This window comes from Flexilinea flocculi (genome assembly GCF_001192795.1).
In the GTDB taxonomy this organism is placed as follows: domain Bacteria; phylum Chloroflexota; class Anaerolineae; order Anaerolineales; family Anaerolineaceae; genus Flexilinea; species Flexilinea flocculi.
In genome coordinates this window covers 1-13,510 of record NZ_DF968180.1, presented here as the reverse complement: position 1 = coordinate 13,510, position 13,510 = coordinate 1, and the positions used below count along the sequence as shown (strand labels likewise).

Sequence of the window (13,510 nt, the reverse complement as noted above, 5' to 3'; positions counted from 1 at the left end):
TATAAAGCGATCCTTGCAATCAAGAGTAAGCTCAATGATTCGTATAATATTGCATATTTTCTACTTGGTTGTATGGTAAAATAAAAAATATTACATTGAAAGAAACAGGTAAGTGGAATTTTTATGATATTTTCTCCATTATCCATTCCTGAAATTATCCTCATCACCCCGCAAGTTTTTCGCGATGAACGCGGATTCTTCTTCGAAAGCTGGCAGCAGCAGGTTTTTGCCGATGCCGGCATCCAGGCCGATTTCGTGCAAGACAACCATTCGCGCTCCATCAAAAATGTACTGCGTGGACTGCATTATCAGATCCGACAGCCGCAGGGCAAACTGATCCGCGTCATTGTTGGCGAAGTGTTTGATGTCGCGGTCGATCTGCGCAGCAGTTCCCCCACTTTCGGTAAATGGGCTGGAGCTGTGTTGAGCGCCGAAAATTTCAATATGCTGTGGATCCCGCCGGGATTTGCGCACGGTTTTCTGGTGCTCAGCGACGTCGCTGAATTCGTTTACAAAGCGACCGATTTTTATGCGCCGCAATATGAACGATCCATCCGCTGGGATGATCCGCAGATCCATATTGACTGGCCGCTGCAGGGGCAGACTCCCATTCTTTCCACCAAAGACGCCCATGGCGCAGTTTTCCAAAACGCGGAGGTATTTGCATGAAACATGTATTGGTAACCGGCGGCGCCGGATTCATCGGATCCAACTTTGTGCGCCATCTGCTGGCCAGTGAACCGGAAGTCCGCGTCGTGACGCTGGATCTTCTGACCTACGCCGGCAGGCTGGAAAATCTCGAAAATCTCCCCAACCCGCAGCAACACCGCTTCATCCACGGAAACATCTGTGACCGGCCGCTGGTCAATGCGATCCTTGCCGAAGAAGCCATCGATACGATCGTCCACTTTGCAGCCGAATCGCACGTCGACCGCTCCATCTCCGGACCGATGCCCTTCATCGAAACCAACATCGTCGGGACCTTCACCCTGCTGGAGGCCGCCCGCAACGCCTGGGCGGAGAAAAGCGGACCCTTCCGCTTTCATCACGTTTCCACCGATGAGGTTTTCGGCGCGCTGCAACCCGGGGATGCCCCATTTTCCGAAAAAACAGCGTATGACCCGCACTCCCCTTATTCCGCATCCAAAGCTTCCAGCGACCATCTGGTCAGAGCCTATGGCACCACGTATCACCTGCCGGTTACCATCAGCAACTGCAGCAACAACTACGGACCCTACCAGTTCCCCGAAAAGCTGATCCCGCTGATGATCCTGAACGGCATGATGCAAAAACCGCTGCCGGTATACGGACAGGGCGCCCAGGTGCGCGACTGGCTGCACGTCGAAGATCATTGCGAAGCCATCCTGCGCATCCTGAAACAGGGCAGGGACGGCGAAACGTACTGCATCGGCGGGGACAACCAGCCCTCCAATCTGGAAATTGTGCGCACGATCTGCGATCTGCTGGATCAAAAACTGCCGCTGGCGAACGGGCAGCCGCATCAAAGCCTGATCCGCTTCGTGACCGACCGGCCGGGGCATGATTTCCGTTATGACATCGACACCGCCAAAATTGAACAGGAGCTGGGCTGGAAACCGAAGCACAACCTGCAGCAGGGACTAAGCGAAACCATCGACTGGTACTTGTCCAACACCGCCTGGCTGCAATCCGTGATGCAGAAAGAAGAATTTAACGCCTGGCTGGAGCAGAATTATCAGCAGCGCTGATCCGGCAGCGATTTGAAATATTGGGAGGAAAAAACAACCTATGAAAGGCATTATCCTGGCCGGCGGGAAAGGCACCCGCCTCTACCCCCTGACGCGTGTCATCAGCAAACAATTGCTTCCGGTGTACGACAAACCAATGATCTATTATCCGCTTTCCATGCTGATGCTGGCTGGAATCCGGGAAATCTTAGTGATCAGCACACCTGATGACTTACCCCTCTACAAACGGCTTTTATCGGACGGCAGTCAATGGGGAATTTCTTTCGCTTACGCCGAACAACCCAAACCGGAGGGGCTGGCTCAGGCTTTTATCATCGGGAAAGATTTCCTGTCCGGTGAATCTGCCTGTTTAGTTTTGGGAGACAATATTTTTTACGGGCAAGACATTCCTTCAAAACTCCGTACCGCGGCATCCTTGGAAAAAGGGGCAGTCGTCTTCGCCTATGAAGTTTCGGATCCGGAAAGATATGGCGTTGTCTCTTTTGATGAAGAAGGGAATGCGATCAGTCTCGAAGAAAAACCGAAGAACCCCAAATCTAATTATGCTGTTCCCGGAATCTATTTTTACGACCATTGGGTCACAGAATACGCCTGTAATTTGAAGCCTTCGAAACGCGGTGAACTGGAAATTACAGATCTGAACCGCATTTACTTAAACAACGGCGAATTGAAAGTCCAGGTTCTTCGAAGAGGTATAGCCTGGCTGGATGCCGGGACCCACGAAAGCCTGATTCAGGCTGCAATGTTTATTCAGGCAATCCAAACCCGACAGGGGATGCGGATAAGCTGCCCGGAAGAGATTGCATTTCGGATGGGTTATATCGATCGGGAACAACTGCTGCTGCTGTCAAAAGAAGCAGGCGACCCCTCCATGCAGAAATATTTAGAAATAATTGCAAAAGGTTAGTTCATTGAAAATCTTATTGATAGGTGAAAAAGGACAATTAGCCTGGGAACTGATCCGTACCTTGATGCCAGTTGGTGAAGTGGTTTCGGTTGACTATCCCCAATTTGATATCTCCGACAAAACACAGATAGCAGATACGGTCAAAGCAGTTGCTCCGGATATTGTAATCAACGCGAGTGCCTATACCAACGTTGATTTGGCCGAAACCGAGAAGGAAAAAGCCATGGCGATCAACGCGGATGGGCCTGGCTGGCTGGCAGCAGCCTGTGCATCCAAAAAAATCCCGCTGATCCATTATTCGACAGATTTTGTCTTCGATGGAACAAAGAAGACTCCTTATGTGGAAACTGACCAGCCGAACCCGATCAATGTCTATGGGCTCAGCAAATGGAGAGGGGAGCAGTCAATCCAACAAGAAACTGGTTCTGCTCTGATTTTCCGGCTCGCCTGGCTTTATTCGATGCGCGGGAACAGTTTTGTTACAAAATTTCTGGAATGGGCAAAGAAGTATGAAACGATCCGGATCGTGGATGATCAGATTGGAAATCCAACCTGGGCTCGTTTTGTCGCGGAAGCAACCGCTGCAATCCTTTCCCAAGCCATAATCGCCGAAAAGCCATTGTATAATTGGTTTGCAGAAAGAAATGGGATTTACCATCTGACAAGCGGCGGAGAAGCCAGCCGGTATGATTGGGCAAAAAGAATTCTTGATTTTTTTCCACAAAACGAGAATTTTATTATTAATGAAATATTAACTGCTAAAACAATAGAATTTTATACCCCCGCGTTACGTCCACCTTTTTCAGTGCTTAATTGTGACAGAATTGTGAAATCATTTAATACTTCTGTTACACATTGGGAAAATCAACTTCGTTTGTGCCTACAATAATTTTTGTTGTTCATTTCAATCTTTATTTTTCTCAGTGGGAAATTTGTTTTTAATCTGAATTTTACACATCTATTGGAACAACTTTACTGAAATAAATAAATAAATAAATACCATTTTTTATATGCCATTTTTTATATAACCAAGGCACTAATTGCTTTTATAATATATATACTTCTGTGTACAAATGTGTACAAAATTGTTGGTAAAGATGGGGATAAATTGTAAAGGGCATCAAAAAGTATAATAGTTACAGTCGTTTATTATTTATAATATGTTTTGAATAAAAAATAAATTTATAAGGGAAATTGGTATGAATTTTGGTCTTCAAATATATAGTAAAAGAAATATTAAAGCAATTAAAAACTCAAATCTATTTGATGAAAAATGGTACCAAGACAAATATTTATACAATTCGGATCAAAATCCAGTTCTCCATTTTTTAGAACATGGCACAGAAGAAGGCATAGACCCTTCTCCAAATTTTTCCACAAAAGAGTACTACCTGAAAAATCCGGATGTTAAAAGCCTTGGAATGAATGCATTGTTGCATTATGAATTGTATGGCAAATCAGAAGGTAGGGAGCTTATACAATATAGCAGATTATTAAAACACACAAGTTATATTAGTATTAACAAGGACTCTAAGCCTTATGAAAAAAAAGAAAGCGACAAAAAAACTGATATTAAGATATTTGTTGCTTGCAAAACAGAAAGTTATGTACCAGAAAACCCTTTGCTTTTCCCCATTCAGACAGGCACAACTTTAGCGGAACATCGCTTTAAAAGCATGCTTCATGATGATGAAGGTGAAAATATATCTAAGAAGAATGAGTCGTTTTGCGAACTAACAGCACAATTCTGGGCATGGAAAAATGTCAGTGCAGATTATTATGGTTTTTTTCACAACAGAAGATATTTGTCTTTCAATAATCAGTTGCTTTATGAAAGGAAAAATGTTGGCATTGAGTTTAATTCCATTGATTCTTATGCAATAAGGAGTCTTAAATTATTTGAGGAACAGATGCGCTCTCTGATCGAAAGCTATGATATTATTGTTCCTAAACCATTTGACTGGATTTCCTCAAAAGAATTAGGAATTAATCGAACCGTTGAACGACAATATGAATTATGTCCAGAACATCATATCGACGACCTAAAATGCGCACTCGATATTCTGAAAAGACTGCATCCCGAATATTCTTCCGCTGCAAACAGATATATGAACTCTTCCAAGGGGTATTATTTGAATATGTATATTATGCGAAAAAATATCTTTTTTGAATATTGTGAATGGTTGTTCCCTATTTTGGAAGAATTGTATAAAACACTGGATCTCTCGAATCGCACAGAGTACAGTAAACGCGCCATTGGCTTTGTAGCCGAACGTTTTTTTGGTGTTTTTTTAACTGATCTGATAGAAAAAAAAACCGAGATACGAATTCATGAGCTCCAAAACAGCTATTTTAAGAGTGTAAGTCCGCCCGAAACAAATCGTCCGGATTACAAAAAGAGCGATATTAAGATTTTTGTTTCTCACCGAATCGATCTTGAGAGTGAAATCATCGACAATCCGTTATATTATCCGGTACGATGTGGCGCAGTTTTTGATAATAAGGAATCGGAGATCCCGGGAGATAACACATTAGAGAATATTTCCGAAAAGAGAGATACTTTTTGTGAGTTAACAGTTCAATATTGGGCATGGAAAAACGCTGAGGCAGACTATTATGGGTTGTGTCATTACAGAAGGTTTCAATCTTTTGCTGATAAACAATTTGAAGAAACAGATATTTATAAGCATGTAGTTGAGCAACAAATTGATCCAGAATTTATCTACCGCCATAATTTAAATGAAACTGCCATGCGAAAGGTAATTGAGAAATATGATGTCATTAGCCTTGTGCCTATGGATCTCAATGATTTGGAAAAAGGATTGACAGTTTATAAATCTTTAGAAAATAATGCCTATGTGTATAACATGATGGGCGTAGATTTATTTATCAAGATTTTCAAAGAAACATATCCCGAATATTCCGAAGATATTGATGAATATTTCAATGGTCATATATGGCGCGCATTTAACTGTTACATTCTCAAAAAAGAATTGTTTTTTGACTACAGTGAACGTTTGTTTAACGTGCTATTCCAGCTAGAGAAAAAGCTAGACATATCAAAATTCAATCAGGAACAGAAAAGATTGGCAGGATACATGGGTGAGTGTATGTTTGCCATCTACTACAACCATTTGCAAAAGCTGGGCAAGTATAGAACAAAGGAGCTTCAGTTAGTCAAAGTAGAACATCCACAAAAACGCATGCATTTTAAACCAGCATTTCAAGAAAACAATATTGCTGTAGTTATGGCATCCAGTGATGCATATGTTCCCTTTCTCACAGTGTTGCTTCAGTCGATAATTGAAAATATGTCACCTAAAAACAACTATGATTTCATCATAGTCAGTGATGGAATCTGCGACCGTAATAAAGATTATTTACAAAGGTTTATTTTTTCCAATAGAAATTTATCAATCCGTTTTGCAAATGCATATAATTATATAGGGGGACAAAACCTTTATACTCGAATGCATGTTACACCAACAACATATGTGCGGCTAGCAGTTCCTGACATTTTAATTGGATACAAAAAAGCAATCTATTTAGATTGTGACATTGTAATCAATACAGATATTGCGGATCTATACAACATAGATATAGAAGGATACATGATTGCAGCAGCCCGTGATTCGGTTATGGCAGGATGGTGTAATATGCCGGGACATGAACAGAACAAGTATAACAAAGAGATATTAGGGCTGAAGCGGGAATTCGAATATTTTAATGCAGGAGTACTTCTAATAAATATTGATGAGTTTAAAGCGAGATATACTACTGATGAACTGTTCGAAATAGCTTCATCTGAAAATTGGAAATGGTTTGACCAAGACGTTCTGAACATGATTTGTGAAGGAAAGGTGAAGCTTCTTGATCAATCTTGGAATTTTATGGCTCATCTATATGATTTACCCTATCAACTTTCGGAGTTTTTTGCTCCTATAACAATTTATAAAGATTATTTAGAAGCAAGAAAAGCTCCTAAAGCCATTCATTATGCGGGTCGCTTTATCCCATGTTTTGAACCGCATGTTGATTTAGCACATTACTTCTGGCATTACGCGCGACAGACCATTTATTATGAAGTTATCTTATCCGCAATGATAGATAATAAACTGGGATCGCCTCATAACAGTATCGACGTTCATAAGGGTGTTGACGTCGTAACACCTCGCAAAATTGCGGATAAGATATTACCAATAGGTACGAGACGGCGTGAATTTCTTAAAAAAATTCTACCAAAAGACTCTCATCGTTGGAATCTCTGTAAACAGGTTTATTATATAATTTTCCACCCTAAATATTGGCTACAAAACCAATAGCTAGTTGAAATCGAATTTTATTGAAAAGGAAAATAATCATGAAAGTAGTATTATTAGCAGGTGGTTTCGGTACCAGAATATCTGAAGAAAGCCTCACAAAACCCAAACCGATGATAGAGATTGGAAGTCAGCCAATTCTGTGGCATATAATGAAATCATACTCTTGTTATGGATTCAATGAGTTTATTATTTGTGCAGGATATAAACAGAACATAATTAAAGAATATTTCTGCAATTACTATTTGCACCGTTCTAATATTACGTTTGATTTTACTAATAAAAACAAAATTATCATCCACAACAATAAGACAGAACCTTGGAAGGTTACTGTGATAGACACCGGTTTGAACACCATGACTGGAGGCCGAATCAAACGGGTCAAAGATTTCATAGGGAATGAAACATTCATGATGACCTATGGCGATGGTTTGTGTGACTTAAATCTTGGCAAACTGCTGGAATTTCATCGTTCACACGGTAAACTGGCAACCCTGACCGCAATCCAACCAAGAGGTCGCTTTGGATCGCTCGAAATTCAACCGGATCAGACGATAAGCCGATTTGCGGAAAAACGTAAGGAAGATGGTGGATGGATCAACGGTGGCTTTATGGTTCTGGAACCTCAGGTAATCGATTATATTGATGGAGATGCAACGACATTTGAAAAACAACCTTTGGAACAGCTATCAAGGGAAAGTCAATTGATCGCTTATTATTATGATGGCTTCTGGCAGTGTATGGACACTATGCGGGACAAGCAGCTTCTAGAGGATCTCCTTGCAAAAGGCAACGCTCCCTGGAAAGTTTGGGAGGATTAATGATTGATCTAACATTCTATCGCGGGAAAAAAGTATTTGTAACCGGCCATACCGGTTTTAAAGGTACATGGCTTTGTATGATTTTGGCAAAAGCCGGAGCTGAGATAATCGGATATTCTCTACCTGCACCAACTGAACCCAATCTGTTCTCAATGACTGATTTAGAGAAACAAATGACATCTGTTATCGGTGATATTCGTGATATATCTACACTTTCAGCGACTTTTCAAAACGCACAACCAGAAATCGTATTTCACCTAGCAGCTCAGCCTATTGTTCGTGAGAGCTATAGGGATCCCGCTTATACTTACGAAGTCAATGTAATGGGGATAGTCAATATTCTTGAATGTGTCCGAAGAAATAGAAGTGTTAAGAGCTTCCTTAATATTACAACAGATAAGGTATATCAAAATAACGAATGGGCCTGGGGCTATAGGGAAACTGATCCGCTTGATGGCCTTGACCCTTATTCCAATTCAAAATCTTGTTCTGAACTTATCACTCACAGTTACAAGAACAGTTTTTTTTTGAATGGAGATGTTGCTGTTTCAACCGCGCGTGCGGGTAATGTGATTGGTGGTGGTGATTTTGCCAGCGACCGGATTATTCCAGACTGTTTGCGAGCTATTAAAAAAGGAGAGACAATTATTGTGCGGAATCCTCACTCTACTCGTCCTTATCAGCATGTTCTGGAACCACTTTTTGCCTATCTGTTGATTGCACAGAAGCAATTCGAAAATCGCAAATATGCCAACTGGTACAACGTAGGCCCCGATGAATGTGATTGCGTGACCACCGGTGCACTAGTGGAGCTGTTCTGTTCCCTGTGGGGTAACAATGCTAAATGGGAAAGCAGATTGATGGGTGGCCCGCATGAAGCAAGTTTTCTAAAACTGGATTGTTCAAAAATCAAGTCGATAATTGGCTGGACGCCACGATGGCATATTACTGATGCTGTTGAAAAAACCTGCGAATGGGCACATATCTGGCTGAATGGAGGAGACATTCCAGCTATAATGAACAGACAAATTGATAAATATTTGGAGGGATGGAATTGAAAACTGCAATTATTACTGGTGCAAATGGTTTTGTTGGCAGTGCGTTTGTGCGCGAACTTCTCAAGCATGATGTGCAGATTTGGGCACTTGACCGCGAGGGTTGCAACAATAATATTCGACAAAGCGATAAAGTGACATTTGTGCCTTTCGATTTGGCAGATATCGCAGCTGTCAAAGACATTATACCTATTGGAAATTATGATTTTTTCTTTCATTTTGCGTGGGCGGGAAGCGCAGGACTTGCGCGTACAGACACAGCATTACAACTTCAGAATGCTCAATGGACGGTAAATTCTCTGCGGTTAGCCAAGGAACTCGGTTGCAAGCGCTTTATATGTGCTGGCAGTATAATGGAACATGAAGCAATGGCAGCAGCCTATACTCAGGGTAACAAACCGGGATTGGGTTATATCTACGGCGGCGGCAAGTTGATTGCACACGTCATGTGTAAGTCTATTGCAGCGGAAATTGGCATTGAATTGGTTTGGGCCGAGATCACAAATGCATATGGTGTGGGAGAGTTTAGCCCCAGAATGGTAAATACCACAATTCGTAAGGTCATTGCGGGTGAACCTCCGCAGTTTACTGCAGGGAACCAAAACTACGATTTTGTCTACATTGATGACGTTGCGCGCGCCTTTTATCTAATAGGAAAAAATGGAAAGCCATTCTACGAATATCTTATCGGAAGTTCAACGGCACGTCCTCTGCGCGATTTTTTGCTTGAGATGAAAGCTTCCATAGCGCCAAATCTTGATTTTATTTTTGGAGACATTCCGTTCACAGGAATCAATCTTGACATCGGACAGTTTGACTGCTCGCAAACAGAAAGGGACACTGGTTTCCGAGCCGAAGTTACTTTTGCAGAGGGTGTAAAACGCACAAAGGAATGGATTGAATCCTTGTCGGAGAAAAACTGAGATGATGCAGAAGTTTGAATTTAAAGAAACAGAGATTGCAGGATTAATCGAGGTGCAGCCTTTTTACGCAGACGATGGCAGAGGATATTTTCTGAAAGATTATTCCAAAGAGATATTTGAGCAAAACGGCATTGAATACGACTTGAAAGAGGTTTTTTACACCAACTCATATAAAGGCGTAATCCGTGCTTTGCACTTTCAACGTGAAAAACAACAGCCTAAGCTGATTCGTTGTGTGTTGGGAAAGGTTTTTGACGTTGTTGTGGATTTGCGCAAGGATAGCCCTACATTTAAAAAATGGCTCAACTTTGAGCTCAATGAGGAAAACAAGCGCGAGCTGCTCATTCCCGCAGGATGCGCTCATGGCTATCTTGTCCTTGAACAGTCGATCATGTCTTACAAATGTGCTGAAAAATTTTATGGTGAATATGATGATGGTATTATGTGGAACGACCCGAATATCGGGATAAAATGGCCCTTGGAACTAGTAGATTATCAGATAATTCTTGCAGAAAAAGATAAAAACCTGCAAACATTCTCGATGTTTATGGAAACATATGGTGGGTTCTGAAAAAAGAAAGATGGACTGCCTTGTTGTAGGTTGTGGTCTTAGTGGCAGCGTAATTGCACGTTATTTGGCTGAAGAACTAGGGAAACATGTTGTTATCTGGGAAAGACGCAATCATATTGCTGGCAATATGTATGATTACGTAGATGAGCACGGTATCTTGGTACATCAATATGGTCCTCATATATTTCATACAAATAAAAAGTATCTTTACGATTATTTATGCCAGTTTGGAACATGGGATAAGTATAATTTGACCTGTTTGACAAAAATCGACGGAAAATACACCCCCAGTCCTTTTAATTTTCAAACAATTGATGATTATTACCCCTCTGAACAGGCGGAGAATTTAAAAAACCGATTGGTCTTGGCATACCCCGGTCAGGACAAAGCCACAATCATCGATCTTCTGGAGCATCCAGATCCTGTAATAAAGGAATACGCCACGTTTTTGTTTGAAAAGGACTATAGCCTTTATACAGCCAAGCAATGGGGCATTTCTCCCACTGAGATCGATGTAAGCGTGCTCAAGCGCGTGCCGATTCTATTCTCTTATAAAACAGGTTATTTCGACGATTCCTATCAGATTATGCCTCACATATGCTATACACATTTTTTTCAGAAACTGCTTAATCATTCCAATATACAGGTAGAACTGGGCATAGAAGCTCTCGACCATCTACGAGTAACACCTTCCGGTGATGCATTGCTGATAGACGACATACCAATGGATATTCCGGTTATCTATACTGGGGCGCTTGATGAGCTGCTTGAAGAAAAGGGTGCACTCCCCTACCGCTCCCTCCGCTTCGAATGGAAATACGAAGAGATAAACAGCTTGCAGGATGCTCCTGTGGTTGCCTATCCTCAGGCAGAGGGATATACCCGCATTACAGAATATAAGAAACTCCCTGTTCAAGATGTTCATGGTACAAGCTATGCGGTTGAATATCCGCTGCCCTATCAAGCCGAAAATCAGGTCGAGCCTTATTATCCTATTCTTACTGTGGAAAGCCAGCAGCATTATGCTACCCTTAAGCGAAAAGCGGACTCTATCAGAAATCTGTTCTACTGTGGTCGCTTGGCCGATTTTAGATATTATAATATGGATCAGACGCTTGAACGAGCACTAGAGCTTTGCAATCAGCTTGGTCGTTATTTTTCGGGAGATTTAGCATAAATGGAGAACAAAAACAACGAAACCCGAGTTTTACACTTGGGAATAAAAAAGAGCTTTGAATCCCGAGGAGAACAAAGCTCATTAGGCGTAAATCGAAATCGGAAAAATGTTGTGCTAAATTGAGATGCTGCTCAAAAACTTAGTAAAAGCCTCCACCCGTGGATATGAATAATAAAAATCGACATTGAAAGTGTTTTGTATTTTTCTATAATCCAGAGCGATTTCATCTTCAGCAGAATACTCTAACGAATCAATAATTTTTCCTTGCGAGTCAGTCGATTTTTTGAAAGCAATGGCACCCCCAACATCATCGAGGTGAAGAATTCCTCCTCTCAAAACCTGACAAGTTGCTGTATTACTATAGCATAACGTAAAGGTTAATTAGGGGTTGTTCCTAAAGGAAATATTTGTTAAGGATGGCATAAAACTACGAGTAAAATTGGATAAAAAAGGATCTTTCTGATACAATTAGTGCACGGAAAAAAGCAAAAAGAACCAAAAAACCTTGCATCAATCAGAAAGAAAAGCCGATGTATCTGCGAAAGAATCAACAGCAAGATTTGTGTAAAACCGCTCAGTGGTATCAATTCGATCGGAATTTAAATCCGGAAAACCGATGGGTAAGATTAGCAGAAATCATCCCATGGGATAGTTTTGAAAAAGAATATGCCAAACAATTTTCTGAGAAATCCCGGCACACAGCGCATCCGGTAAGAATGGGATTGGGGACGTTGATAATCCAGCGAATGATGGATTTGTCAGATCGGAAAACGATAGAAGCAATTGTGGAAAGTCCGTACTTACAATACTTTATCGGGTTGGAAAGGTTTGAATTTGAGCTGCCATTCAGTTACAGTATGTTGAGCAAATGGCGAGACAGGATCGATCTGGGGATGATTATGGGACTGATTGAGGAAATCGGACGTCCCGGAGAAAATTCAAATACGGCTGGAAAAAAGAGCGATGATGAGAGAAAAGGTGACAACAAGGGCGAACTGATAATTGATGCAACTTGCGTACCCTCCGATATACGATATCCGAAAGATACCGATCTATTGAATGAAGGAAGGGAAAAGCAGGAAAAAATCATCGACATCATGTATGCTGGAAGCAGCGAACGGAAAAAGAAACCAAGGACTTATCGAAAAACTGCCCGAAAAAAGTATTTGATGTTTGCAAAGAACCGGAATCCAAGTCAAAGAGCGATCCGAAATGCAATAAAAGCACAAATCGGCTATGTCAGGAGGAATTTCAAAACTATCGATCAGATGCTGGAAAAAGAGCCGGGTTTAATTGAATTATTGAGTGAGAAACAAAAAAGGGAATTGGAGACAACTCGTCTGGTATATCAACAACAGGAGGAAATGTATCGCGCAAAAAAGCATAATGTCGAAAACCGGATTGTCAGCATTTCACAGCCATACATTCGTCCGATTGTCCGGGGAAAAGCAAAAAATAAAACAGAATTCGGAGCAAAGATATCGATCAGCGTAATTGATGGGTATTCATATTTGGATCGCGTCCAATTCGATTCCTACAATGAAAGTGAAGACCTTTGGTCACAGATAGAAGCGTATAAACTTCGCACGGGGCATTATCCGGAAGCTGTTCTGGCAGATCAAATCTATCGAACAAAAGAAAACCGGCGAAAATGTGCTGAATTAGGAATACGACTGAGTGGGCCAAAACTTGGCAGAAAACAGGTCAATCAGGAGAAAGCGGAAAGAAAAATTGCCCAAATGGATTCCAGAAAACGGAATGCTGTTGAAGGCAAATTTGGTGAAGGGAAACGGTTCTATGGAATGGATTGTATCAAAGGAAAGACTGAACATACATGCAAGGTCATGATTGCTCTGTATTTTGTAGTTCTGAACTTAGCTAAAAGGCTAAGAGATTTTTTGTCGCAATTTTTAGATTGGATTTTAATCCTGTGCAAGTTCAATATTTTCATTAATTTTGGAAGAAAAAATGGGGCTATTCCACAACTTGCATAATATGGAACAACCCCTA

Annotated in this window: 11 protein-coding genes; all 11 read left to right on the top strand. The window is 41.3% G+C overall.

Annotated elements, in window-relative coordinates:
* The first annotated feature begins 123 nt into the window (after positions 1-123).
* The 11 genes from rfbC (ATC1_RS02180) (at position 124) to ATC1_RS02130 (ending at position 13,494) form a co-directional block, all read left to right on the top strand.
* Positions 124-669, top strand: coding sequence for a dTDP-4-dehydrorhamnose 3,5-epimerase (gene rfbC / locus ATC1_RS02180; protein ID WP_062277929.1), 546 nt, complete (start codon positions 124-126; stop codon positions 667-669).
* A complete protein-coding gene (rfbB, locus tag ATC1_RS02175) occupies positions 666-1,727 on the top strand; it encodes a dTDP-glucose 4,6-dehydratase (protein WP_062277926.1) in 1,062 nt (353 codons plus the stop codon). Before rfbC (ATC1_RS02180) ends, rfbB begins: the two co-directional genes overlap by 4 nt.
* A 40-nt stretch (positions 1,728-1,767) precedes the next feature.
* Positions 1,768-2,634, top strand: coding sequence for a glucose-1-phosphate thymidylyltransferase RfbA (rfbA, locus tag ATC1_RS02170; RefSeq protein ID WP_062277922.1), 867 nt, complete (start codon positions 1,768-1,770; stop codon positions 2,632-2,634).
* Positions 2,635-2,638: 4 nt separating this feature from the next.
* Positions 2,639-3,523, top strand: coding sequence for a dTDP-4-dehydrorhamnose reductase (gene rfbD / locus ATC1_RS02165; protein WP_172667694.1), 885 nt, complete (start codon positions 2,639-2,641; stop codon positions 3,521-3,523).
* A gap of 310 nt (positions 3,524-3,833) precedes the next feature.
* Positions 3,834-6,956 (top strand): DUF4422 domain-containing protein, encoded by a 3,123-nt coding sequence (locus ATC1_RS02160; protein ID WP_062277916.1) that lies wholly within the window; start codon positions 3,834-3,836, stop codon positions 6,954-6,956.
* A 38-nt stretch (positions 6,957-6,994) separates the two neighbouring features.
* Entirely contained in the window at positions 6,995-7,774 is a 780-nt protein-coding gene (rfbF, locus tag ATC1_RS02155; protein WP_062277913.1) for a glucose-1-phosphate cytidylyltransferase, read from the top strand.
* Positions 7,774-8,832 (top strand): CDP-glucose 4,6-dehydratase, encoded by a 1,059-nt coding sequence (rfbG, locus tag ATC1_RS02150; protein WP_152024201.1) that lies wholly within the window; start codon positions 7,774-7,776, stop codon positions 8,830-8,832. Before rfbF ends, rfbG begins: the two co-directional genes overlap by 1 nt.
* Positions 8,823-9,752, top strand: coding sequence for an NAD-dependent epimerase/dehydratase family protein (locus tag ATC1_RS02145; protein WP_236688105.1), 930 nt, complete (start codon positions 8,823-8,825; stop codon positions 9,750-9,752). The genes rfbG and ATC1_RS02145 overlap by 10 nt, the downstream gene beginning before the upstream one ends.
* Before the next feature lies 1 nt (position 9,753).
* Positions 9,754-10,323, top strand: coding sequence for a dTDP-4-dehydrorhamnose 3,5-epimerase (gene rfbC, locus ATC1_RS02140; RefSeq protein WP_062277908.1), 570 nt, complete (start codon positions 9,754-9,756; stop codon positions 10,321-10,323).
* Positions 10,310-11,500 carry a UDP-galactopyranose mutase gene (gene glf, locus ATC1_RS02135; RefSeq protein ID WP_201777226.1) on the top strand — a complete coding sequence of 397 codons (1,191 nt, stop codon included), beginning with the start codon at positions 10,310-10,312 and terminating at the stop codon, positions 11,498-11,500. Before rfbC (ATC1_RS02140) ends, glf begins: the two co-directional genes overlap by 14 nt.
* A gap of 530 nt (positions 11,501-12,030) precedes the next feature.
* Entirely contained in the window at positions 12,031-13,494 is a 1,464-nt protein-coding gene (locus ATC1_RS02130; protein ID WP_062277905.1) for an IS5 family transposase, read from the top strand.
* The last annotated feature ends 16 nt before the right edge of the window (positions 13,495-13,510 follow it).